General features: G+C 58.7%; 21 protein-coding genes. 11 read left to right on the top strand and 10 right to left on the bottom strand.

Annotated elements, in window-relative coordinates; genetic code table 11:
- Positions 1-8: 8 nt before the first annotated feature.
- Complete coding sequence (locus AC13QE_RS00350) at positions 9-1616, bottom strand: ABC transporter substrate-binding protein (RefSeq protein WP_488482098.1); 1608 nt, start codon at positions 1614-1616, stop codon at positions 9-11.
- A gap of 94 nt (positions 1617-1710) precedes the next feature.
- Complete coding sequence (locus AC13QE_RS00345; protein WP_488482097.1) at positions 1711-2757, bottom strand: LacI family DNA-binding transcriptional regulator; 1047 nt, start codon at positions 2755-2757, stop codon at positions 1711-1713.
- Between the two features lie 360 nt (positions 2758-3117).
- Between AC13QE_RS00345 and AC13QE_RS00340 the strand changes: the two genes are divergently transcribed.
- Positions 3118-4851: a phospholipase D-like domain-containing protein gene (locus AC13QE_RS00340; protein ID WP_488482096.1), complete on the top strand. Its 1734-nt coding sequence runs from the start codon at positions 3118-3120 to the stop codon at positions 4849-4851.
- A gap of 754 nt (positions 4852-5605) precedes the next feature.
- On the opposite strand, the gene AC13QE_RS00335 is transcribed toward AC13QE_RS00340, so the two are convergent.
- Entirely contained in the window at positions 5606-7246 is a 1641-nt protein-coding gene (locus AC13QE_RS00335) for an FAD-binding dehydrogenase (protein ID WP_488482095.1), read from the bottom strand.
- 294 nt (positions 7247-7540) lie between these two features.
- On the opposite strand from AC13QE_RS00335, the gene AC13QE_RS00330 reads away from it, so the two are divergent.
- The 4 genes from AC13QE_RS00330 (at position 7541) to AC13QE_RS00315 (ending at position 12052) form a co-directional block, all read left to right on the top strand.
- A complete protein-coding gene (locus AC13QE_RS00330) occupies positions 7541-7765 on the top strand; it encodes a hypothetical protein (RefSeq protein WP_015343778.1) in 225 nt (74 codons plus the stop codon).
- 184 nt (positions 7766-7949) lie between these two features.
- Positions 7950-8327 (top strand): hypothetical protein, encoded by a 378-nt coding sequence (locus tag AC13QE_RS00325; RefSeq protein WP_132720389.1) that lies wholly within the window; start codon positions 7950-7952, stop codon positions 8325-8327.
- Between the two features lie 157 nt (positions 8328-8484).
- The gene (locus AC13QE_RS00320; RefSeq protein WP_488482094.1) at positions 8485-9657 is read left to right on the top strand and encodes an acetate/propionate family kinase; all 1173 of its coding nucleotides are present in this window, start codon (positions 8485-8487) and stop codon (positions 9655-9657) included.
- Between the two features lie 19 nt (positions 9658-9676).
- Positions 9677-12052, top strand: coding sequence for a phosphoketolase family protein (locus AC13QE_RS00315; protein WP_488482093.1), 2376 nt, complete (start codon positions 9677-9679; stop codon positions 12050-12052).
- 54 nt (positions 12053-12106) lie between these two features.
- Here AC13QE_RS00315 and AC13QE_RS00310 read toward each other — a convergent pair whose 3' ends face one another.
- Both AC13QE_RS00310 and AC13QE_RS00305 read right to left on the bottom strand, forming a co-directional pair.
- On the bottom strand, positions 12107-12295 hold the full coding sequence (locus AC13QE_RS00310; protein WP_488482092.1) for a DUF3008 family protein: 189 nt from the start codon (positions 12293-12295) through the stop codon (positions 12107-12109).
- Positions 12296-12356: 61 nt separating this feature from the next.
- Positions 12357-12818, bottom strand: a complete 462-nt coding sequence (locus AC13QE_RS00305) for a YbhB/YbcL family Raf kinase inhibitor-like protein (RefSeq protein ID WP_132720387.1) — start codon at positions 12816-12818, stop codon at positions 12357-12359.
- Positions 12819-12959: 141 nt separating this feature from the next.
- Between AC13QE_RS00305 and AC13QE_RS00300 the strand changes: the two genes are divergently transcribed.
- A complete protein-coding gene (locus tag AC13QE_RS00300; protein ID WP_488482849.1) occupies positions 12960-13217 on the top strand; it encodes a DUF2934 domain-containing protein in 258 nt (85 codons plus the stop codon).
- Positions 13218-13326: 109 nt separating this feature from the next.
- Here AC13QE_RS00300 and AC13QE_RS00295 read toward each other — a convergent pair whose 3' ends face one another.
- Positions 13327-13683, bottom strand: a complete 357-nt coding sequence (locus AC13QE_RS00295) for a hypothetical protein (RefSeq protein WP_488482091.1) — start codon at positions 13681-13683, stop codon at positions 13327-13329.
- A 423-nt stretch (positions 13684-14106) separates the two neighbouring features.
- On the opposite strand from AC13QE_RS00295, the gene AC13QE_RS00290 reads away from it, so the two are divergent.
- Positions 14107-14379, top strand: a complete 273-nt coding sequence (locus tag AC13QE_RS00290; protein ID WP_488482090.1) for a hypothetical protein — start codon at positions 14107-14109, stop codon at positions 14377-14379.
- A gap of 10 nt (positions 14380-14389) precedes the next feature.
- Here AC13QE_RS00290 and AC13QE_RS00285 read toward each other — a convergent pair whose 3' ends face one another.
- The 4 genes from AC13QE_RS00285 to AC13QE_RS00270 form a co-directional block, all read right to left on the bottom strand.
- Complete coding sequence (locus AC13QE_RS00285) at positions 14390-14536, bottom strand: hypothetical protein (RefSeq protein ID WP_165915298.1); 147 nt, start codon at positions 14534-14536, stop codon at positions 14390-14392.
- Between the two features lie 9 nt (positions 14537-14545).
- A complete protein-coding gene (locus AC13QE_RS00280; protein ID WP_488482089.1) occupies positions 14546-15031 on the bottom strand; it encodes a BON domain-containing protein in 486 nt (161 codons plus the stop codon).
- Positions 15032-15162: 131 nt separating this feature from the next.
- Entirely contained in the window at positions 15163-15891 is a 729-nt protein-coding gene (locus tag AC13QE_RS00275; RefSeq protein WP_132720383.1) for an MgtC/SapB family protein, read from the bottom strand.
- 240 nt (positions 15892-16131) lie between these two features.
- Positions 16132-16761, bottom strand: coding sequence for a hypothetical protein (locus AC13QE_RS00270; RefSeq protein ID WP_488482088.1), 630 nt, complete (start codon positions 16759-16761; stop codon positions 16132-16134).
- A 604-nt stretch (positions 16762-17365) separates the two neighbouring features.
- Between AC13QE_RS00270 and AC13QE_RS00265 the strand changes: the two genes are divergently transcribed.
- From AC13QE_RS00265 to AC13QE_RS00250, 4 genes are read left to right on the top strand one after another with little or no spacing between them, the layout of a single operon-like run.
- On the top strand, positions 17366-19063 hold the full coding sequence (locus AC13QE_RS00265; protein WP_488482087.1) for an EAL domain-containing protein: 1698 nt from the start codon (positions 17366-17368) through the stop codon (positions 19061-19063).
- 44 nt (positions 19064-19107) lie between these two features.
- Positions 19108-19614 carry a ubiquinone biosynthesis methyltransferase UbiE gene (locus tag AC13QE_RS00260; RefSeq protein ID WP_488482086.1) on the top strand — a complete coding sequence of 169 codons (507 nt, stop codon included), beginning with the start codon at positions 19108-19110 and terminating at the stop codon, positions 19612-19614.
- On the top strand, positions 19611-20786 hold the full coding sequence (locus AC13QE_RS00255; RefSeq protein ID WP_488482085.1) for a methyltransferase domain-containing protein: 1176 nt from the start codon (positions 19611-19613) through the stop codon (positions 20784-20786). The genes AC13QE_RS00260 and AC13QE_RS00255 overlap by 4 nt, the downstream gene beginning before the upstream one ends.
- On the top strand, positions 20783-23143 hold the full coding sequence (locus AC13QE_RS00250) for a SpoIIE family protein phosphatase (RefSeq protein ID WP_488482084.1): 2361 nt from the start codon (positions 20783-20785) through the stop codon (positions 23141-23143). Before AC13QE_RS00255 ends, AC13QE_RS00250 begins: the two co-directional genes overlap by 4 nt.
- Positions 23144-23147: the final 4 nt, after the last annotated feature.

The following is a 23147-nucleotide window of genomic DNA, read 5'->3' as shown; positions in this document are numbered from 1 at the left end:
CCAGCCGCTCAGCTCTTCTGCTCTTCGAAGGAAAGGCTGCCGGCGCCGAGATCCATCTGGAAGGCCGGCAGAGGCTGCCACTTGATGCCCTTGCGGATGCCGAAGAAAACGGCATTCTGATGCAGGACGGTCTCGCCCGGATCTTCCCACTCGATCAGATGCAGCATGTCGCGGAAGATCTTGGCGCGGTCGGCCGGATCGACCGCCTGCTCCATCTTGGCGCCGAGGGCATCGAAATCGGCATTCTGCCAGATCTTGAACGAGTTCAAGTTGCCGGCCGAGCTGAACTGCGTGAAGAACGAGATATAGGGGTCGGGGACCTGGCCGGTGCTCGACCAGTTGCCCGTCGCGCGGGTTGGCGAGTTCTCAAACAGCTTGCCGGATTCGACGAACTTCATCTTGGCATTGACGCCGACAGCCTGCCACATGGCGACAACGGCCTGCGTGACCGGGTTTTCCGCGGTGTAATAATTGTTCTGCGAACGGATCTCGATTTCCTCGCCATTGTAGCCGGCATCCTTCAGGAGCTGCATGGCCTGGTCCGGATCATATTTGTAGGCAGGATAATCCTTGAGATAGACCGGACCGTAGAGCTCGAACTGCAGGCCGTTCGGCACCTTCGTGCGACCGTTCCAGATCGTGTCGACGATCGCCTGGCGATCGATGGCGAGGATGAGTGCCTGGCGAACGCGCGGGTCCTTCAGCGCCGGATTGTTCTTGTCGAAGAACAGAATGCGATTGTTCGGCACCGGGCCGCCGACGATCTCGTGATCGGTGCTCGCTGTGACGACCGAGAGCTGATCCGGCGGCAGGTCTGTCGCAATGTCGTAGTCGCCGGCCAGCAGACCGGCAATGCGCGAGGAAACCTCGGGCACGATGCGCAAGGTTACGCGTTTGGCGGCCGGCTTGCCGCGATAGGCCTGATCGTGAGCGGCCAGCACGACGCTCTCATTAACCGTATAGCTTTCGACCTTGTAGGGGCCGGCGCCGACCGGCTTCTGCCGCCAGGTCGTCCAGTTGCCGCCGTTCTTCTGCCAGGCATCCTTGCTGATGACGACAGCCGCATAGGATGCGAGGCGTTGCAGGAAGATCGGATCCTGGAACTTGGTGACGAAGCGGACCGTCAGCGAATCCACAACTTCGACATGGTCGAGGCTGGTGAAATTGGTGCGATAGGTCGGATAGCCCGGCGCGTCCTTGTTCAAAAGTCGATCAGGCCCGAAGGAGAAGGCGACGTCATCAGCGGTCATTTCGCGGCCATCATGGAAGATCACGCCAGGGCGCAGCTTCATTTCGAGCACGGTCGGCGAAATCCAGGTCCAGGACGTCGCGAGATTAGGCTTCACCGAGAAGTCGCCGCGCATGTCGAGCGCAAGCACCGTCTCGTGGATGGAAAAGTTATTGCGGAAGGCGACGTTGCTGGCGGCATCGACGGGCTCCTGCGACACCGGATTCATCTGAACGGCGATGCGCAGTTCAGGCCTTTTGTCGGTGCTCTCATCAGCCGAGGCCGACAACGCCGGGACAAAAGCCGAGAGGCCGGCCGCGGCTCCCATCAGAAGGGTTGTGCGGCGGGTAACCGGCCTGTTGAAGCCGCTGGGCAGGTGATCGGACATCGGCACACTTTCCTGTTAAAGCAATTTATAAATCGCTGCACAAACGTTTGCGCATATGAAATACGACCACTTGCGTTCAAGATCGTCTTTTCTTTTACGCAAGGGAAAGTGGCCGCAAGCTAGGCGAGCTCGATGACGCACGTATGACAAGTTCGGGGGTAACGAACCGCATGGGACGCTTTGCAACGCGTGCGTCCATCGGAAGGTTTGAAAGCTCAACCAGAAGATCGAGCGAGGCTTCGCATAGCGCATCCGTCGGCTGCGCGACCGTCGTCAGCGGTGGAGCCCAATAGGCGGTGTCGGGCACGTTGTCATAGCCGACGACGGAGATATCTGCGGGGATCTGCAGGCCGAGATCGCGCACGAAGGCGACAACCTCGATGGCAAGCCCGTCACTGCCGCAGATCAGAGCCGTCGGGCGTTCCGACGATGCCAGGAGATTGGCAAGAAGCGTGCGGTCGTGCTCGCCCTTCTCAAAGGAGATGACATCACCGGCGATCAAGCCAGCACTGGCGGCAATCGCATCCTGGAAAATCGACATCCGATCGCGAAGCGCGCTGCGGCTGACGCGATAGACGAAGGAAATGCGGCGGTGGCCGAGCTCCACAAGGTGATCAAGCAGCAGTCTAATGCCAAGCCGATCATCGGTTAGAACCGCAGGAAGCGGACCCGTCAGCCCCGCACCGAGCGTCACATGCGCCTTACCTATGAGATCAAGGTGATCGCAGAGCGCCTGCTGGCCCGGAAGGTCGCTCACCATAATGACGCCATCGAAGAAATCCTGTTGAAACAAGCGCAGCTGGCCGGCGATTTCGCCGGCCTCCGTCTTGGCTTGCGCGACCAGCAGTTCCACGCCCCGACGCTGCGCCACAGCCTGAAGACGGCTTGTCAAATGCGGTTGATAATGACCCGACAGGCTGTTGACGATCGCTCCGAACACACCGGTCCTATGTGTTCTGAGCGATGTTGCGAGACGGTTGACAACGTAGCCGAGGCTGCTCGCCGCCTCCCTGACACGATCCTGCGTCTCCAGGCGGATGCGACTGTCGACCTGACCATTCAGGACACGCGATACGGTCGTAGCCGACACGCCGGCCAACCGGGCGACGTCCAGAATGCCGATTCTTTTGGGTGCTTTCATACAGTCTGCCGAATTTTTCGCGCCGCTCCGCACCGACGCAAGGGGGTCCCAGAAGTCTTGCCCCACTTGCTTCGAGACGCAAGATCACATTTCGACTTCGAGCGGAATTTTCATAGGCGACTATGGATCACGAATTTCACAGCTGTTCCAAAGACTGCTAAATCAGGATGGCATTGCGCCGTCCTTAAGATGCCCAGAGCAATTCATGAGATCGTCACGGCCGTGACGCAAAGTAGAATAGAGCCACTCAACTGGCCAGACCACTAGACGCGCCCAATTAAGGCTTCGCGGTCAGGTATCGGCGCAAATCCGCTACGCCTCAGTGAGACGAACAGAAGCAACCATCCAGGGAGAGGGATAATGAACATAAATCTGATCGTGCATCCCGGTGTCGATAGTGCTCTTATCGCCTGGCGCAGCGATTTCATCGACCAGTGCCGTGGCTTTGCCCTGCGGCGGAAGATCAAGCGGGCGGCCGGAAGCCCGCAAAGCCCGAATACGGTCTCCGATGTCGATGCCGAGGGTTTTCATGAGGAGATCGTTGCAAGCTGGGTCGGCTTTGCCGATGGGCCGGCCGTCGAGGAAGGCACGCGCAAGCCGACGACGGAATGGCCGATCCAGAAATATCTCTGGTCCGATTTCGCCGTCAATCCGGGCGACGTCGTCGCCTACAAGGTCTCCGCCATGATCGGACCCGAGACGGCATTGCAGGAATCGGCCGATCACGTATCGGACTGGAGCGATGCCATGCAGATCGGGGCCGAAACGAGCGGCCATGTCAGTTGCTATTTCAACCGAGGCATCGTCGCCAGCCAATGGCTTGCCCGCCTATTGCCCGAAGAGGCCCCCACCACCAAACTCAAGAAGGCAATTGCCAACCCGGAAGACCCAATCCGTCAATTCCTCGCAGGGCCGATCCGCGACAAGCTGGTCTCGCTCCTCAATGATATCAGGTCGAATGGCGGCCATATCTATGCCGCCCTGTTCGAGTTGGACGATCCTGAGCTCATTCCGCTGCTGCAGGGGTTCAAGAAACGCGCCCATATCGTGCTGGGCAATGGCAGCGTCAAGAAAAAGGGCGAGGACGAAAACGAAGACGCTCGGTCCGACCTGTCTTCCTGCGATGTCAGGGATCGCATGAGCGCGCCGCGGGCGCTGGCGCACAATAAATTCCTGGTCATCTGCGGCGCCGATAAATCGCCGCAGGCCGTATGGACCGGCAGCACGAACTGGACGATGACCGGCCTTTGCACCCAAGCCAACAACGCGCTCCTGGTCGATAACCCAGCCGTCGCGCAATTCTATCTCGACCAGTGGAAGACGCTTGCCGCCGACGGCAATGATTCGCCGCCCGCCCTCTATCAAAGCAATGCCGAGCCCAGAACAACGCCCAAGGCCAAGAATACGACGGTCTGGTTCACGCCCATGCGCGAAGGGCTTGATCTCGAACAGGCAAGCGAGCTGATCCGCAGTGCCCAGCAGGGCATCCTGTTTGCCATGTTCAATCCAGGTCCTCGCGGCACGCTTCTCAACGACATCATCGAGCTTGCCTCTCCCTCGAGCCCTTCGTTCAAACCCGATCTCTACATTCAAGGTGTGGTCAACCAGAATCCGGGCACAGCAAAGAACCCGGTCGTGCTGTTCAACAGAGGCGAACGGATCGATGCCAATGCGGACGTCGTGCTGCCCGCCGCTATCCCCGGCCGTTTTGCCTATTGGCATAAAGAAGTTCTGAAGCTGCCGACAGCCCATGCCATGGTCCACAGCAAGGTGGTCATCGTCGATCCATATGGTCCCAATCCCGTCGTCATGACCGGCTCCCACAATATGGGTCCGAAGGCGAGCGGCGTGAACGACGAGAACCTGGTAATCATCACCGGCAACGGCGATCTTGCCAGCCAATATGCCGGCAAGATCATGGAAATCTATGCCCAGTACCGTTGGCGGCAATCCGTCCAAAAGCAGGGCGGTGCGCCCAAGTGGACCGGTCTTGCCAATGACGACAACTGGCAGATCAAATCGCCGGATCAGCCCTATGACAAACGCCGCATACGCGAGCTCGACTTCTGGTTCGGCAAGAATGACACCGCCTGATGCCTGGCCTGACATCGCGTAGAGGCTGATCCGGGATCGCAACCGGATAGCTTCGAGATGAATGAGTTGCGATCCCCTTGCCCCTGTAGCTCGGTCCGGTCGAGCATTTGTAATGCCGACGCAATCTTCGACTTCTAGTGGCTTGCAACAATCTGGATTCCCAATGTTGCTCCGCTATGCTTTTCCCGTTCCTATTTTTATCGGCGCTTTGGCACTGACGGGGTGGGCTTTCCCTATTCTCGAAAGCCATACCATCCGGCCAGATGAGATGGCCACGCCATATCCCGGGGCGTTTGCCGCCATGCGTCATCTCACGTCCGAACGACAGGATCCTGCAGGGTATAAGATTGCCGGCGATGCCGTACCGACTGCTTCCGGCGGCGAGGCTCGTCAGGCTCCATCGTGTGGTCACAGTAACGCGCCTTCGCCAGCCGGCTATTTCGAACGGGCCAGGATGCTTCTATACCTTCTGCGGACGCGCCACCGGCGAAAATAGGCCGGCCATGAGCTACGCAAGCGAATACGAGGCATGAATGATCCCGCCGCCGCAGCATCAGTTGCCGGACCCTCCCCGCCCGCCGGAGCCTCCAGCCATCCATTCGGGCAGGTTAAATAAACCTCTGGTAGCTGATATGATATTCACTATCGGCTTGGATGCCACCCCCGAGCCGACTACCGCAGCGTCCGGCGAGATTGCATGCCCTCGCAGTGTCGTCGGACACTCTCCCCGAAAACCGCGCCCATTTCGACCGGCTTATGCCGCCCGCCCCGCATTGCGGCCGGAAAAGATGCATCCTCCCAAGAATGTGCCCTCCAACGCATTGTAGCCGTGATATCCGCCGCCGCCGAAGCCTGCGGCCTCGCCGCAGACATACAATCCCGGGATGAGTGAGCCGCTCCGCCCGAGCGCCTGGCTATTCAGATCGGTTTCGAGACCGCCAAGAGATTTCCGCGTCAGAATATGGAGGCGCACGGCGATCAATGGACCTGCCTTCGCATCCAATATGCGATGCGGAGGGGCCGTGCGCATGAAGCGATCGCCGAGATAGCCGCGCGCCTGTCGCAAGGCGACGATCTGGGCATCCTTGGCAAAGGGGTTATCCAATTCACGGTCGCGGGCTTCGATCTGCCTGCGCAGATGGGCAGGATCGAGCGGACGATCGCCGATACGGTTCATGCCGGCCACAAGCTCGTCCAGCGTTTCGGCAACGACGAAATCCTTGCCCTTCGCCTTGAAGGCTTCCACCGGCGGGGGAGCCGACCGCGCAAGGCGGCTGCGCAGAAGAAGCCCGATATCGCGTCCGGTAAGATCCGGGTTCTGTTCGGAGCCTGAAAGGGCAAACTCCTTCTTGACGATTTTCTGCGTAGTCACGAACCAGCTGTAGCTATGACCGAGCTTGCAGATGTGCTGCAGCGTCGAAAGGCTGTCGAAACCTGGCAGGCAAGGTGCGGGAATGCGATTGCCGTCTGCGTCGAACCACAGCGAGGACGGCCCCGGCAGGATGCGAATGCCGTGGCTGGGCCAGATCGGATCCCAATTGGCAATACCTTCGGTATAGTGCCACATACGGTCGCCGTTGATCGGCCGCGCACCGGCCGCCTCTGCATGACCGATCATCAGACCGTCCACATGATGGGGCACGCCGCTCAGCATCCGTTCAGGAGGTGAGCCGAAACGGTCGATCGGCCATGCACGGCGAACCAACTCCGAATTGCCGCCGATGCCGCCGCTCGCCACGATCACGGCGCCCTCGATGCGGAAGTCGCCGACAACATCACGGTTCGATTGCTGACCGCGGCGGATGTTGTCCTCCGCCAGGATCTCGCCCTCCACGCCGAAAATGCCGTCTTCATCACCGACCAATCGTGTCGCGCGGCGCCGGAACAAGAGCTCGATCTTGCCGTCCTTCTCCGCCGCCAGCACTCGCTTCACGAAAGGATCGAGTACGCCAGGACCCGTACCCCAGGTGACATGGAAACGCGGCACGGAATTGCCGTGCCCGTCGGCAAGGCCACCGCCACGTTCTGCCCAACCGACAACGGGAAACCAGCGCATGCCAAGCCCATGCAACCAGCTGCGCATCTCGCCGGCGGCAAAATTGAGATAGGCCTCCGCCCAGGCGCGAGGCCAGAAGTCCTCCGGTCGGTCGAAGGCCGCAGCACCCAACCAATCCTGGCGGGCGAGATCGAGACTATCGCGAATGCGCATCCGCCGTTGTTCCGGCGTATCGATCATGAACAGCCCGCCAAGCGACCAGAAGGCCTGTCCGCCGAGACTTGCCCGAGGCTCCTGATCGATAAGGATCACCCGTTTCCCGCGCTCTAGCAGCTCACAAGCCGCAACAAGGCCTGACAAGCCTGTTCCAACGATCACCACATCAGCATGACTGCTCATTCGTTTCCCCCTCCGCGAATAGCATATCAATTGGAGAGCTTAATGACGCTTACGTAAAAGTAAAGCGAATACCAGAGCTGACGACCATCCAGAATCGATCCACCAAGCCTGCATTCCGTCTCCACGAAATCTGCACGATGTTCATGTTGTCTTCCGACACTGACAGCGATCAATCGCCCTTTTTGTTGATGCGGTTGCCGCTGTCGACACGAAAGGAACCCTCAGCAGGCATGGGCTTCCGAGCGAACGGAGATAGTTGACGAGCGACATCGGCAGCCTCTCAAGGGAAACATCATGTACAAACAGAAGTCGCCCACGCTTATCGATTGGCTTTTCATGTTGGCGCGTCTGGCACCGATCATCATGGTTTACCTGTGGCCGACATTCCTTCGTTTCATTCTAGGCACTGTCTTTTTTGTCGCGCTTGCCGCGCTGATGTATCATTTGGTTGACGTGGAACCGAACTTTTCGGTGCATGACTCTTCTCCACAAGTGGCGCCCCTTACTCGCGAGCGGTAATCTTTACCTTGGGAGGTCGAAGCAAATGGCGCCCCTTCGGCATAACGAAAGCCTCGTCCCGCAATTGACTGGCGGAGGGAAATCACGACAGAGTAGATGCCCACACGGCCTTCTCCACCGCATCGGCTTGCCTGACATCGGAAAAGGCAATACCCGATTGCTTAACAGGAGAGGAGCAGCAGCCATGGGCAAGCTTCCCGACATGACGAAACACCGCGGCTTTCCTTCCGGCATGCCGGGTACAGGCGTACAATTCACCATTCGCCGCGCAAATCCCAAGGGCGTGACGCCGATCAAGAAACTGCCACGCCGCGCGCGGCCGGGAACGCAGGAACACCGGATCGACGCCGCGTTCCTACATGCGCTCTGGCACTATTTCGGAGCAGAACCTTTCGAGCGCGGCAATCTCGACGCTGCACGGCTTAACCTGCTCTTCGAGCGCGAGGTGCTGCCCGCAGACAAGGATTTCGATCCACTCTCCTATGAAGCCATGCTCGTCATCAACGAGAAAGTGGCGCGCGAAAGCTTCCCCGAAGCATTCGAAGATGTGATGGAGGTCTGACGCCGCGCGGAAGCGCGTAGAACTCCTGAACGGGCGGCAACGGGATGCTGCGCCGCGGAGCCATATCGATAAGGATGGCATGCGGCCCTATGCCCGGTTGCCTCCGGACTGGAGCGCGCTAACTTACGGTAGTCAATACTCTTCATTTGAGGCTGACATGCCCGACGATGTCTTGCTGACATTCAATGCCGGCTCCTCGACCTTGAAAATCGGGGTCTTCGAGCTGACGGCAAAGGAACCGAGAAATGTCGGCCGCGGCAAGATCGATTTCGATCAAAGCCCATTGATGCTCCGCTATTCCATAGGTCAGGATCGATACGAGAAGGCGATCTGGGGCGATAATGGCGGGCAGTTCGTCTCCGTCATATCCGAAACGCTGGATCATTTGCTGACCCACCTTCCCGGCAGGCTCCGGGCGGTTGCCCATCGTGTCGTCCACGGCGGCATGACGTTCCAGAAGGCTATCCTCTTGGATGACGCTGCGATCGAGCGGATCGAGAAGCTAGTACCCCTAGCGCCCCTGCACCAGCCTCAGGCCCTGCGTGCCATTCGGTCGATGAAAACGCTGCGTCCGGACGTTCTTCAGACCGCCTCCTTCGACACGGCCTTTCATTCGTCGCAAGCCGACGTCGTGCGACGGCTGGCGATACCGCGCGCCATGCATGACGATGGCGTACGCCGCTACGGCTTTCACGGGCTCTCCTACAAATACATCGCCGCGAAGCTTCGAGAGATCGATCCGGGAGCAGCGAAGGGCAAGGTCGTCGCCTGCCATCTCGGCAGCGGCGCCAGCCTGTGCGCGATGGAAAACGGCATCAGCCGCGATACGAGCATGGGGTTTTCGGCGCTCGACGGCATCCCCATGGCGACGCGTCCGGGCTGGCTGGATCCAGGCGCCCTGCTCTACCTCATGAGGACGGGAATGCCTCAACCCGAACGGATCGAGGATTTCCTTTACCATCAATGCGGCCTGCTCGGCGTCTCCGGTATCAGCGGCGACACACGGGTTCTGCTCGATGACAAGAGTCCTGAAGCGGCCGAGGCCATTGATCTGTTCTGCTTGCGCATATCAGGTGAGATCGGGCGGCTATGCGCGACGATCGGCGGTCTCGATGCCATCGTCTTCACCGCCGGCATCGGCGAGAATCAGCCGCAGATCAGGACCCGCGTCGCACAAAGGTTGCAGTGGTTGGGTATCGAGATCGATGAAGACGCGAGCATGCGCAATGCGATCGCAATCAACGCGGCGTCCAGCCGCGTGAAGCTGTTCGTGATTCCGACCGACGAGGAACGTGTGATCGCCGAGGAGGCCGTTGCCCTGATTGCTTGACGAAAACGAGGAGACGCAGATGAATGCCGTTGCCACACCGCTTTCGCCCGAAGAACTCTCCCTGATCGACCGTTACTGGAAAGCGGCCAATTATCTGTCGGTCGGTCAGATCTATCTGATGGACAATCCGCTGCTGCGCGAACCGCTCAAGCCTGAGCATATCAAGCCGAGACTGCTCGGCCACTGGGGCACGACGCCCGGATTAAATTTCATCTATGCCCACCTCAATCGCATCATCAAGGCGCGCGACCTCGATGTCATCTATATATGCGGCCCAGGGCACGGCGGTCCCGGCATGGTCGCCAACACCTATCTCGAGGGTACCTATAGCGAGATCTATCTGGACATTTCCGAGACCGCAGAAGGGATGCAAAGGCTGTTCAAGCAGTTTTCCTTCCCCGGCGGCATTCCGAGCCACGCCGCACCGGAGACGCCCGGCTCCATCCATGAGGGCGGCGAGCTCGGCTATGCGCTGGTGCATGCCTATGGCGCCGCTTTTGACAATCCCGATCTGATCGTTGCCTGCGTGGTCGGCGATGGCGAGGCCGAAACCGGACCTCTGGCGGCAAGCTGGCATTCCAACAAGTTCCTCAATCCGGCGCGCGACGGCGCAGTCCTGCCCATCCTCCATCTCAACGGTTACAAGATCGCCAATCCGACGATCCTCGGCCGGGCAAGCGATGACGATCTGCGCAAGCTGTTCTGGGGCTATGGCTATGAACCCTTCTTTGTCGAAGGCCATGAGCCGGGCGCCATGCATCAGGCCATGGCCGACGCATTCGACCGCGTCTTCGACCGCATCCGCGACATACAGAAAAACGCACGCGAAAAGACCTCGTTCGAAGCGATGCCGCGCTGGCCCATGATCGTGCTGCGAAGCCCGAAGGGTTGGACCGGCCCCAAGCAGGTCGATGGCAAGAAGGTCGAAGGCTTCTGGCGGGCACATCAGGTGCCGGTCGCCAATTGTCGAGGCGACGAGGGTCATCGAAAGATCCTGGAAGACTGGATGCGCAGCTATGATCCGGACGATCTCTTCGATCACAGCGGGCGACTGAAGGTCGAGCTGCAGGCGCTGGCGCCGCGCGGCGAAAGGCGCATGGGCGCCAATCCCCACGCCAATGGCGGCCTGCTGCGCCGGGAGCTTCTGGTTCCCTCCATCGAGGACTATGCCATTGAGATCGGCGCGCGCGGCAGCAAGCAGGTGCAGTCCACCGAAATCCTCGGTCACTATCTCCGCGACATGCTGAAGCTCAATGAGGCCAAGCAGAATTTCCGCATCTTCGGTCCCGACGAGACGGAATCGAACCGGCTCGGCAGCGTCTTTGATGCCACAAACCGGGTCTGGATGGAGGAGATCGAAGATTACGACGTCCATCTTTCCCGCGACGGACGGGTGATGGAAGTGCTCAGCGAACATCTATGCCAGGGCTGGCTGGAGGGATATTTGCTCACGGGTCGGCATGGGCTTTTCTCGTGCTACGAAGCCTTCATCCATATCGTCGATTCCATGTTCAACCAGCACGCCAAATGGCTGAAGGTTTCGCGCGAATTGCCGTGGCGCAAGCCGATCTCATCGCTGAACTATCTTTTGACCTCGCATGTCTGGCGGCAGGATCATAACGGCTTTTCCCACCAGGATCCGGGCTTTGTCGATCTCGTCGCCAACAAGAAGGCCGACATCGTGCGCATCTATCTGCCGCCGGACGCCAATACGCTGCTGTGGGTCGGCGATCACTGCCTCAGGACCTACGACCGGATCAACGTCATCGTTGCCGGCAAGCAGCCGGAATCGCAATGGCTCAGCATCGACGAGGCGGCCGCCCATTGTAAGGCCGGCGTCGGCATCTGGGATTGGGCGAGCTACGAAGACAACACGATCGCCGCCGACGTCGTGATGGCCTGCGCAGGTGATGTCCCGACTATGGAAACGCTCGCCGCCGTCATGCTACTGCACGAGGCGATCCCCGATCTCAAGATCCGCACGGTCAACGTGGTCGATCTTCTGGCCCTGCAGGACCCGCAACAGCATCCGCACGGCCTTGATCATGAGGTATTCGATCAGATCTTCACCACCGACAAGCCGGTGATCTTCGCCTATCACGGCTATCCCTACCTGATCCACCGCCTGACCTATCGTCGAAGCAACCACGACAACATCCATGTTCGCGGCTTTATCGAGGAGGGCACGACGACCACACCATTCGATATGACTGTGCTGAACGAGCTGGATCGCTATCACCTCGCCTTGGAGGCGATCAACCGTATCCCTGGCCTGTCGGAAAAAGTACCGGAGGTCGTGAATGGCCTGAAGGCAAAGCTCGTCAGGCATCACGACTACGTCCGGCGGCACGGCGAGGATATGCCGGAAATTCTCGACTGGCGGTGGAAACGATAGAATTGGCCTGACGTCGACAACAAGCCGGGAACACCGCCGTGCAGCGGCCAAACCTTACGATTTGGACGCGTGCTCCGGCTTACCCTTTTGCTTGGTGGAGGCCATGTCGTGAAGCTCCTTCTCGCTCATGGAGTCGACCATGCTCTTCGACGCACCCTTCAGTTCGCTCTTCTTCCTTTCGCCGCGTTTGGCGGCGAGCGCCGCACCGGCAGCCATCTGTTGTGATTTCGACTTTGCTGGCATGATGACATCTCCTTAGGTTGAAATTTGCCGCCGCCGATCGTGTCCGCTTGCAAGGCGGGACTTACGCTTGGTAGCTGCCGGTAAGGCTTGCTTCTGCAAGCGTGTGTTTCTTCACCTTCTGCCACATGGCTTCCGCGCCGGCGGCCTCGGGAAGGGTCACCCTCGGTACATCGAGGGCGGCAAGCCGGAAAATATACCGATGGGGTGGGTCGCCCGCCGGGGGCCGCGGACCATCGTAGCGGGCATTGCCGAAATCATTCTTGTAGAAACGCAGCGCCTGCTCCTGCATCGTGTCTACGCTTTCAATGAGGGCGCTCCATTGCGCAGGGATATTGGCGATGCCGCAGTGACGGAATGTTCCGCTGGGCGCATCCGGATCCTCGACGATCAGCGCGAAGCTTTGGGTTTTCTCCGGCGCGCCGCCCCAGGCAAGAGGCGGGAATATATTTTCCCCTTCCAGGGCATATTTGCGCGGTATGGGCGTACCCTCAGCAAAGGCCTTGCTGATCAATGTCAAAGTCATTCGATCCTCCTTTTATCATCGCAGATTCATGAGCCTGTGAACCTCTGAATCTAAGGTGGAACACATCAGAATCACTATTGTTCCCCCCAGGGGAACCATTGCTCGCCCCAGTTGTTCGGAGCATCTATGAAGGAGGAAAAGATGGCGGATGAACGGTTCGAGTGGATCAGCAGACGGGCCTATGCGATTTGGGAAGCAGCGGGACGTCCTTGGGGCTGCAGCCAGCATCATTGGGAGCAAGCAGCGAAGGAACGCGAGATCATGGAGAGAACGCGCGCATCGGCAGATGGCGAAGAAATACTCGCAAGATTCAGAAAAACCCCCGCGAAGCACCAGCCTGATGACGACGATCAGGAACCCAAGCAAAAAACGCAATCCGGCGCCCGGCGCGCCGGATAATAGACATCCTCTTTTTTGCTGGATAAGGCCAACAGGCAGATGCGCCAGGAGCTCACCTGGCGACCGACTCATTGATCCTGCGATTTCATCCGCAATTCAAAAGCCGCCTCTAATTCTGCGTTCCGTCACGGTTCGGCTGGGCCGGCGTGCTCTTGATGCCCTGCTGATTGTTTTCCGTGCGATCGGTCGGAGCTGGCTGGGCCGGTTGGCCGGCTGGTGGCGTGTTGTCTACCGTGCCCGCCTGCGGCTGTCCGCTGGAGGAGCTGATCGCCGGTGACGAATTCTGAGGTGCTCTTGGTTCGAGGTAGCGACCCCAGATTTCCACGCCAGCCCATACGATTGCCGCCAGAACCAGCGCTGTCACCAGCACGGTGAACAGATGTGTTCCGCGCACGCCCTGCCGGGCTTCAGTCGCGGATAGTGGTTTCGTCTGTTCCCGGGGCCTCTTCTGTTCGTCGAACGTCATAGCAAGCCTCCATCTATTACAAATTGCATATCGACCTAACCAAAAGACCGGACGATGGTTCCATTGAGGAGCGCCAAGGAATTGGGTCGAGGCGGAACAATGGGGAGAGCCCAGCGTTAGCCTTACGAGGTTGCAGATCGTGCCAAGCGGACGCGATGGTGCTGAAGAATATGGAGATTTTTCCGCTTTCTCTCCATAGCCAACGAAACGGCAGTCGAGCTTCCTATCCATCCGACCTGCAGCCCCTCCAACATTTGAGGAGGGTAAAAAGTGCTCACAAGTATCGTCAACGCCCGGAGGCCGAAGAAATTGTCGACCCCGGCATCGTCGTCTCGCCCGAGGCCTGATCGACTGCGTCATCGGAATGGTCGGAGCCTGACGAAAAGCGGCCGCGCGCTGTTGATTGCGACGATAACGGCTGCCATGTCCTGGAATTTTGCCTTCGCACAGCAATCGAATGATGATCGCTGCAAAGCGGAAGAAACCAACCGGCAGACTGACGGCCAGCAGGCGCAAGGCGAACAGACGCCAGCTACGAATAATCCCAGCCGGAAACTGTCCGATTGCGACGGTGTGCTGAAACCGCCGGCAGTCGGCGACAGCAAGATGGAAAAGCCTGCGCCGCAGGTCGGCAACACTCCCGTCATCAAGCCTGGCGACACACAACAGCAGAACAATCAACAGCAGGGCAAATGATGATGATCCGTCAGGGTTTGGGTTCGGGCTGCTCGATGGGGCCGTTCTTAACGGCCCCGCTATCTCGGCCGTCGCTTGACGTAAACGGCTTGATGACGAGAATCGCCAGAACGGACGCGACCATCAGGCCGAAGATGACGAGCAACAACATCCTCATCTGGGAGCCTTAAGCCCGCTGCGATTTGCGGACGGCAAGGTTGCTGTCGTGCCCGATAATGCCGCCCGCCTGCCGGGATATCGCTTCCGCACGCTGCTTGGCCTCGTGATTTTCAACGGATCCTTCAATAACGACGCGCCCGTGACTGACGGTCACGAAGATACTGGTCTCGTCGAGCAATTGATCGGCTTTCAGCCTGCTCTCGATTTCCGTTCGTATTTCGACGTCCGTTCTCTCCGGCGTCGATGCATAAGGGGTTTCGGGTCGCGTATCTCCGCTCGCCTCTTCTGATCCGGAAGCGGCCCTTACGTCCGAAATTTTGCCGGAAATGTCTTCGGCCATCTGCCTGCGCAATACATCGTATGTCGCCGAATCTTCGCAGCGCGCATCGTCGGTACCATTTTCGGGTCGTTGCTCTGTTGGCGAGGCTTCTCCTGCCCGCTGTTCGGACTCGATATCCCCGGAACCACCGGCTGCCTGGTCGAGTGCCTGCACGGTGCGCGTATCGCCACGATGCGGGGAACCCCTTGCGTTTGTTCTATCGCTGATTTTGGTCATGGTTTTCTCCCTGTTCGATGAGGGCTTAACCTTTGCCGCTCCGGAATGTTCCGGTCTCAGGGCTTGCGTCAGGCCCCTGTCGTCAGCATTTCGAAGGATACCACCTTGTAATGTTCCTCAAGGGACGCAAGCAGTTGCGCACCACCGCCATCCGGCCCCGCCTGCCGCCATCGCGCCTCGTAGGAAATATGCGTTGTCGCGTCGCTCGGCCCTGTCCTGCAGCCAATAAAGGAGAAAGCATATCCGAGCGGTTCCAGCGCCGCCTGCGCATCGGCGATCGCAACGCCTGCATCGCGAGGCAACTCGATCACGAGGCGCGCCTTCTGCTTGCGTGGCATCAGCCTGTCGAACTGTTTGAAAGGCGATAGCACGATGAAGGCGATAATGGCCCCGGCGGAACCCACGATCACTTGACCGCCGCCGATGCACAGGCCGACTGCCGTCATGATCCACAAGGTCGCCGCCGTCGTTACGCCGGTGACCAAGTCGCCCCGCTTGAGAATGGCGCCACCGCCGATGAAGCCGACGCCCGTCAGCACGCCGAGCGGAAAGCGCAGCACATCCATCGAGGCGAATGATTGCGACGTCTTGCCCAGAGTGGATAGAAGCAGATTGGCCTGGATCATCGACAGACATGCGGCGAGCCCGACCAGAATCGTCGTGCGAAACCCGGCGGCATGACCGCCCATTTCCCGATTAATCCCGATCAGCCCTCCGGCTGCGACGACCAGCAGCAGACGGAGGGCGATATCCAGCCAGTCCGCGTCTATTGGCATAGTGTCGGTCAGGTCAGGCACGATGTCCTCCCAAGGGAGCGTCACCAGCAAATTTCAGTGGGGGAACATCGCAAACGGCATTTCGTTCCACCTTCGATGGAAGGTGCGCGTGAAAAACATAATAGAAGCAGCACGACGCTCTACGGCTTCATTGTCGCCTCGGGAAAAGCGCCGGAGCCCATGGGCCGCCTGCCGGATTTCGCCGCGAGCCGCCTCCCACGCGTCAGGCCTTTGCTTTTCCCAACCGCATCGCGAAATATATCACATTGCCCGTGAGGACAGGCGAGCGGCCCGCTGTCTTCGGTTGGCATCCAGCGCCCGTCGAAAATCGAGGTCGGTTGTCGCATGGTGACGGAGGTCGTCGAGAAAACGAGAGATATCTTCGAGCGTATCGACGACGACATATCGCAGACCACCGCCGGCATCGATCAGATCGTGGCCGATGCTGACGCCGAAGCCGTTCGCTACCTTGCGAAACCATGCCGAGCGCCAGCGCTTGAAATCATCGGGGTCCGACTGAAACTCTGCGAGCAGCATCTTTTGCTGATCAAGCCGCGCAAGGAATGTCTCAACCACATCCTGTGAGCCGGCCTTCGGCCTTTCCGCCTTCCTTGCCAGCCATTTTTCAAGAAGCTGAGAGCTGGGCTGCGGCGCTATCGCTTCATCGCGCTCCATCAGAGCCGCGGAATCGATATCCAGGCGCTCCGCGCCGTCCTTATGCTGGGCCGCCTCCACGGACGAATCTGCTTGTGTCTCCTGCTGCAAAGCCAAGGTCTGCTTGAGGTCGGCGGCAAGCTCTCCCCAGATGGATCTCGATGATTCAGCCGATCTTGCTTTCATCCGGCGGGAGGTTTTGACTTCGATGATAAAGGGCTTTGTCTGTTTAACCATGATGCTTTGATATGTGCCCGATGATGGAGCGCAGTTGATGGACAATCACTATGAATAAGAGGTTGGCATTCTCTGGGAGCAACACCGCAGCATGGCGATCGTCCGCGAATATTGAAGGCCTAGGCCCTACACCAAACCGCTTGATGAAGCAATCTCCACCGCCGCCTCATCCCAAATGGGCATCAATGCATTGCGGCCTGATCTGCGTCACGGGCGTATGGCATAAGTCGGGACGATCACCGCGGAGGTCGCTTGACGGCACTCGTGTCTGCGAATCAACGATCGTGCAATCGGACCATCCGATACGCGCCACAACCACTGCAACGCCTTTACCGCAACAATACAATCTCAGTGCATTCAAAATGAAACAAACGAGGTCGTGGCAGTCCGTTTACACTGCATATGTCTTAGCAATCATTGCTAAATATGAAGATCTCGTAATATATTCGCTTAAAGCGGCTGCCGCCTTCTGGTAAGTTATCACTTGCGCGCGCACGCTCGATGAGATTGCGATCATTGATTGGCGTGCTCCGATGCGAGCGGACCAGTTCAAACTATACAATGCCCGGATTTTGCGCGGCCGGCTTGGGGAGGACGAGGCCATATGCCCGAGAACCGAGTGGATCGGTCGCAGCAAACTCTCTACGGGTCCGAATCCGATAATGGTTTAGAGGCGACAGTCTCGCTTTGGGATCTGGATTTCAAACTGCTTGATTGCTCGAAGCGATTCAAAGAGCATATCGGTCTTGCGCCACGGAGCGGGGTATCCTTGTGGGAGGCCTATCCCGCGCTTGCGAAACCGACGCTTGCCGAGCTTATTCATAAGGTCATAGACACAGGCGAACCTTGCACGATCCAGTTCGACGATCCGACGCAGGGAAAGCGCCGCTTGCTCGCCTCCCGTATCCGAGTGGGGCTTCTGATCGTCGAAACCAATGGAGCACATGAAAGCCCATCGTCCGAAGACAATGAAAAAGCACAGCTCATCCATCAGGCAACGCACGACGTCCTGACCGGACTGCCCAATCGCCGCCAATTCAGCGCGGCTCTGACGCAATTGCTTCCGGTTACCGGCAAGATCGGGCCGGCGCTGATGCAGCTCGACCTCGATGATTTCAAGCCCGTCAACGACACACTTGGCCACGGAGCCGGCGATATCGTACTGAAACTCGCTGCCGAGAGGATTACGAAAGCACTCGGACGCGGCGGAACGGCCTACCGTCTCGCTGGCGATGAATTCGCCATCATCCAGGTCGGTCCGCAGCGGGCCCTGGAGGCGGAACGGTTGGCAGACGCGCTGGTGACTGAATTCAAAAAGCCGTTCACGGTCAACGGCATCTCACTTTTCGTCGGCGTCAGCGTGGGGATCGCAATCGCGCCGCGCGACGGCAACGAGGGAGAACAGCTGATGAAGGCTGCCGATGTCGCCCTTTATGCCGCTAAGAAGGAAGGGCGTCGGCGGGCGCGGACGTTCGATCCGGCCATGCTGATCGTGGTCGAACAAAGAGAGCTGCTGCGGCGCAGCCTGCGCGTGGCACTGCAGCGCGATGAATTCTTCATCGAATATCAGCCGCTGGTGGAGCCTCCGTCCAATGTGGTCGGCTTCGAGGCACTCCTACGCTGGCGGCACCCGACCCTCGGGGTCATTCCACCGGCAGCTTTCATTCCCATGGCCGAAGCCGATGGTCTCATGCGTGAAATCGGCCAGTGGATGCTGGAGGAAGCCTGCCGCGAGGCCTTGGCATGGCCGGAGCACTATACGCTTGCCGTCAATCTTTCTCCGGCGGAGTTCCTGACGCCGGGCCTCACCGATCGCGTTTCTCAAACGCTGGATATCGTCGGATTTCCAGCCGAACGCCTGGAGCTGGAAATCACCGAAGGTGTGCTTCTGGAGCGGACCATCAACAATCTCGACACGCTGAACACGCTAAACGTGCTCGGCATTCAGATTTCCCTCGATGATTTCGGCACGGAATATTCCTCGCTCAGCTATCTCAAGAATTTCCCCTTCGATACGATCAAGATCGATCGCTATTTCATCAGGGACCTTTTGCAGGACGGCAAAAGCCAGGCCATTGTGCGTTCCGTCATCGGCCTTGCACATGGCCTGGGCATGCGGGTGACGGCAGAGGGTGTCGAGACGCGGCAACAGGCGGCCTGGCTCCAGCAGGAGGGCTGCGACCGCCTGCAAGGCTATAGTATCAGCCCTCCGCTGAGCGCCGACAAGCTTGATGATTTCATAAGGCAGGGTGCACGCGATCAGTCGGCCGCGACATTCGACGAGTTTCACGCAAGTCCGTGAGTTTTTGAAGCGCATTTCATTCGGGAATTTCTCGAGAGGATACCATGCGGGTGCAGGTGGACGCGGCTTTCGAGCCATTGCTTGAACTGGAAATGGAGATGGCGACCCTTGTGGCAGACTGGTCGAATTGCGATCAATGTGCCGCTTACGTGGCTCGCATGGTCAGCCACGATCGGCACGATCCCATCCGTCATGCAAACCTGCTTTCGGCGGCCCTGAACGAGCTTTTCGAAATGTCGTTCCACACCAGAGAAAGCGGCGGCACCCTTACCTTTCGCGTCTACCGGAATGGCTCGATCGAACGGATCGAACTGGCCTTTCCCTGCTCGGCCGAGCAGCGCAATTTGTATGAAACCATCGTCCAGCGCATTGGAAGCGGCCAGGCGCTCGCAAACTATCTCGATGTCATCACCGATGACACCGCGCGTGCCGAGCAGGCGATCCTTCTCGGCCTTGCCGTCAATTACGATGCCAACATCGAGCTGTCCGTTCGGGATAAGGGAACAACGACTTTCGTGGTGGACCTCGCGCTCGAAAGGCTACTCAATTGAACAACCGCTCCTCTGGCCGTTTCACAGCGCAATTCGATGCCAACAATCAAGAATTCTCCCTATCCGGAGTTCTGAGACCACATTCAGTTGCCGAGCTTGCCGATGATCTCGCCCTGCTGCGCAACGGCATCGAAACGGTGAACGGCGTCTGCTACGTCAATCTGAAACGCGTCATCCACATGAACAATACGGCGTTCCGTGCCCTGACGCGTGTCCTGCTCGATGCCACGCGATCGAGGCCGGACCTCAAACTGACGGTCGTAGCTTCCAGCGTCGTTGCATGGGCATCGCGACTGTTTCGCCATTTGAGCGATCTATCACCCAACATTATCGTCGAGATCTATGATTCCGCCTTCTATCCCGGGCAGACATTCGTGGAGAATCAGAGCTTCATCCCGATCCTGCGAACCCAGACGAAGATGACTTGGCGGCACGAGCGCGAGATATTGCCGCGGCACGGCCTTCGAGAGGGTTTGCATATCGCCGACATCTGCTGCGGCATCGGCGATTTCGCCATGCTGCTGCGGAAGGATTTCAAACCCGCGCGGATCGTTGCCCTCGACCATTCGATCCCCAGCCTGGAATATGCCCGCAAGGTGGCGGAGGACTTCGATGTCCACGACATCGAATATACCTACGGCGATGCATCCCAGATGCTGTTCGAGAGCGACCAGTTCGATTTCGTGACCTGCAGGCACTCGTTGCAGATCTTCGACCGCCCGGATGTTTTGCTTCGCGAACTCTATCGCATATGCAAGCCAGGCGGCAGGGTCTACATCACCAACGAGAAGAACTCCCATTGTCTTGGCGAGCCCAGAGCCGAAAGCATTCAATGGACCTATAACGAGGTCGCGAAACTGTTCGCGCATTTCGATATGGATGTCGAAATGGGTCCCAAAGGCCGCCGCATGCTACTGGATGCCGGCTTCAAGGATGTGCGCATGGAAAGCTTCATGGTCACGAATCTCGATGGCGATCCCCAGGATTTCGCTGACATCATCACGGCATGGCAGAATGTCTATGCCGATGAAATGGCGGTCAGAAGAGGGGATTCGGCCGCATTTATCGAGCGATTCAAGCAAGGTTTCGCCGATCATATTTTTGCCGCGCTCCACCCAAGAGGTTATGCCGGCTGGCCGATCTGGGCTTCTTCGGGACAGAAACCGCTATGACGGACGCGCCAATCGCCAAGCAACGGCTCGGACTGCGCTCATTTCGCGCCAAGTTTCTCCTCGTCGTCGGCGGAGCCGTTCTCTTCGACCTGCTCGTCAGCGGCGGCCTTGCCTTATGGAACGTCCAGCGCCTATCGCGCAACGCCACGACGGAAGTGGGACAAGGTCTCGAGAAAGCGAGCCAGGATTATATCGGCTCCTATGCGGATTCGACTGCCGCAGAGGTCGGTTTGCTGATCGACCAGGTCCATTCCGATGTGAAGGCGCTGGCAGGCGTGCTGCAGGGACAGATCGACAATCCGGCGCGGAGTGTCGATGTCGGTGCTGCCATGAGCAGAGCGTCTCCAGGCGCTGTAACAGTGACCTACGATCAAGCCGGCCAGTGGTCACAAAACCTGCCCGGCACACCCTCGGTCGTCAGCGTCTGGGGTTACCTGCTTGATAAGGATCACCATCCCCTGCCCCAGGTGCAGGCAGACATAGAATGGAGCGCGGTGCTCGATCTGGTTGCTCCTTCCCTGTTGCACAACGGCGCATCGAAGCTGCAGATGTATTATATCGGCCCGAGGGAGCGTCCGATTTTCCGGACTGCTCCCTATACGACGCAGGCGCAGACCTTTGACCGGCTCTATCCCGGCCACAACAGCTCCGATTTTTGGACATTCTTCTTTCCAGGCCTATACGAATCCTGGCAGCAATGGGCCTCCAACCCCTCATCCCGCCCCGTTGCCGATTACATTACCCAGACAGCTCCCTATACCGACGCTATCACCGGCAAGCTGATCGTCAGCTTTTTCCATCCGCTTTGGACGCCCGATAGACATCAGGTGGCCGGTGCGGCCGGCGCAGATATTACACTCACGCAGCTTGCCGAGATCGTGGAACATGTGAAAGTCGCTCAAACCGGCTTCGGCTTTCTCGCCATGTCGAATGGGAATGTGGTCGCAATCAATCCCGTAGGCGAAAAGGTCATCGGCTTGCGCGCCGCCAACGATGCCGCCGCCAAGGGGGTTACCGGCCTCGACCGATCCTTGCGCAACAGCACGCAAACGGCCATTACCAAGCTACCGCTCGACGCCGACGGCGTGATCCAGCACATCAGCCTCCGCGAACAGGGAGAGGACGTTCCCTATCTCGCGGTCGTCAAGCAATTGCGCCCGACCAATCTCTGGGTGGACGGACCAGTCAAGAGCGAGGTCATGTCGCTCGGGATCGTGGTGCCCGAGCGCGAGATCTACGCCTCGCTCATCGCCGCCAAGGATGAAATATCGCGGGCGACCAACCGCATTTTGCTCTATCAGATCATGGCCGTTCTCGTCTCTCTGATGATCGTCACCGCGGCGGTTTTTGCCGCCTCGAAACGCGTCACCAGTGGCATCAGCGCGCTGGCGAGTGCCGCAAAGCGCATACAGGCGAAGGATTATTCGGTTAGGGTCGATATTTCGACCAGGGATGAAGTAGGGGATGCCGGTATCGCTTTCAACAGGATGGCGGAGGATATCAGCTTCCACACCGAAAACCTTGAAAAGCTCGTTTCGGACCGGACCAGCGAGATCGAGGCGGCCAAGGAAGAGATCTCAACCCTCAACAGCCAATTAAAGAACGAAAACCTGCGGCTGGGTGCGGAACTCAACGTCGCCAGGCAGATCCAGCTCATGGTCCTGCCGCGGGCCAAGGAACTGACGGCAATCAACAATCTGGAGATTGCCGCCTATATGCGCCCGGCCGATGAAGTCGGCGGCGATTACTATGATGTTCTGCAGAACGGAAAGAACCTGAAAATCGGCATCGGCGACGTGACCGGCCATGGGCTGGAAAGCGGTGTGCTGATGCTGATGGTCCAGTCGATTGCCCGCGCCCTGCAGGAGGCGGGTGAGATGGACCCGGCAAAATTCTTGACCGATCTCAATCGGACGATCTTCAAGAACATCGAACGGACCCGGACCGACAAGCATATTACCTTGTCGTTCCTCGACTACGACGGCGAGAGATTGACGATATCCGGTCAGCACGAAGACATGATCATCATTCGCCAGGACGGCAAGGTGGAGCGGATAGATACGGGCGATCTCGGCCTTCCGGTCGGTCTCGAGCCTGATATCGCTCCCTTTATCGATACACGGCAAGTGCCCTTCGAAAAGGGCGACATGGTTGTGCTGCATACGGACGGCGTCACGGAAGCGGAGAATTCGAAGGGCGAGCTGTTTGGCTTCGACAGGCTTTTGGAGGATGCCCGCCGCCTGCATGGCGGGACTGCGGAAGAAGTCGTCGAGGGCATACTCGACGATTTGATGACTTACATCGGAACCCACAAGATCCATGACGATATCACCCTTGTGGTGATGCGGCACAGGTGAGGAA

Source organism: Martinezella sp. CNPSo 3957, from assembly GCF_057784395.1.
Note: the sequence above shows the minus strand (reverse complement) of the source record. Positions and strands in the feature narration are given on the sequence as shown.

What these genes read in the sequence shown, in the direction of transcription:
- AC13QE_RS00350 (WP_488482098.1), bottom strand. Translation starts at nt 1,616, where the DNA reads ATGTCCGATCACCTGCCCAGCGGCTTCAACAGGCCGGTTACCCGCCGC.
- AC13QE_RS00330 (WP_015343778.1), top strand. Translation starts at nt 7,541, where the DNA reads ATGTACAAACAGAAGTCGCCCACGCTTATCGATTGGCTTTTCATGTTG.
- AC13QE_RS00265 (WP_488482087.1), top strand. Translation starts at nt 17,366, where the DNA reads ATGCCCGAGAACCGAGTGGATCGGTCGCAGCAAACTCTCTACGGGTCC.
- AC13QE_RS00290 (WP_488482090.1), top strand. Translation starts at nt 14,107, where the DNA reads ATGTCCTGGAATTTTGCCTTCGCACAGCAATCGAATGATGATCGCTGC.
- AC13QE_RS00315 (WP_488482093.1), top strand. Translation starts at nt 9,677, where the DNA reads ATGAATGCCGTTGCCACACCGCTTTCGCCCGAAGAACTCTCCCTGATC.
- AC13QE_RS00335 (WP_488482095.1), bottom strand. Translation starts at nt 7,246, where the DNA reads ATGAGCAGTCATGCTGATGTGGTGATCGTTGGAACAGGCTTGTCAGGC.
- AC13QE_RS00285 (WP_165915298.1), bottom strand. Translation starts at nt 14,536, where the DNA reads ATGAGGATGTTGTTGCTCGTCATCTTCGGCCTGATGGTCGCGTCCGTT.
- AC13QE_RS00310 (WP_488482092.1), bottom strand. Translation starts at nt 12,295, where the DNA reads ATGCCAGCAAAGTCGAAATCACAACAGATGGCTGCCGGTGCGGCGCTC.
- AC13QE_RS00340 (WP_488482096.1), top strand. Translation starts at nt 3,118, where the DNA reads ATGAACATAAATCTGATCGTGCATCCCGGTGTCGATAGTGCTCTTATC.
- AC13QE_RS00305 (WP_132720387.1), bottom strand. Translation starts at nt 12,818, where the DNA reads ATGACTTTGACATTGATCAGCAAGGCCTTTGCTGAGGGTACGCCCATA.
- AC13QE_RS00250 (WP_488482084.1), top strand. Translation starts at nt 20,783, where the DNA reads ATGACGGACGCGCCAATCGCCAAGCAACGGCTCGGACTGCGCTCATTT.
- AC13QE_RS00320 (WP_488482094.1), top strand. Translation starts at nt 8,485, where the DNA reads ATGCCCGACGATGTCTTGCTGACATTCAATGCCGGCTCCTCGACCTTG.
- AC13QE_RS00270 (WP_488482088.1), bottom strand. Translation starts at nt 16,761, where the DNA reads ATGGTTAAACAGACAAAGCCCTTTATCATCGAAGTCAAAACCTCCCGC.
- AC13QE_RS00300 (WP_488482849.1), top strand. Translation starts at nt 12,960, where the DNA reads ATGGCGGATGAACGGTTCGAGTGGATCAGCAGACGGGCCTATGCGATT.
- AC13QE_RS00260 (WP_488482086.1), top strand. Translation starts at nt 19,108, where the DNA reads ATGCGGGTGCAGGTGGACGCGGCTTTCGAGCCATTGCTTGAACTGGAA.
- AC13QE_RS00345 (WP_488482097.1), bottom strand. Translation starts at nt 2,757, where the DNA reads ATGAAAGCACCCAAAAGAATCGGCATTCTGGACGTCGCCCGGTTGGCC.
- AC13QE_RS00325 (WP_132720389.1), top strand. Translation starts at nt 7,950, where the DNA reads ATGGGCAAGCTTCCCGACATGACGAAACACCGCGGCTTTCCTTCCGGC.
- AC13QE_RS00295 (WP_488482091.1), bottom strand. Translation starts at nt 13,683, where the DNA reads ATGACGTTCGACGAACAGAAGAGGCCCCGGGAACAGACGAAACCACTA.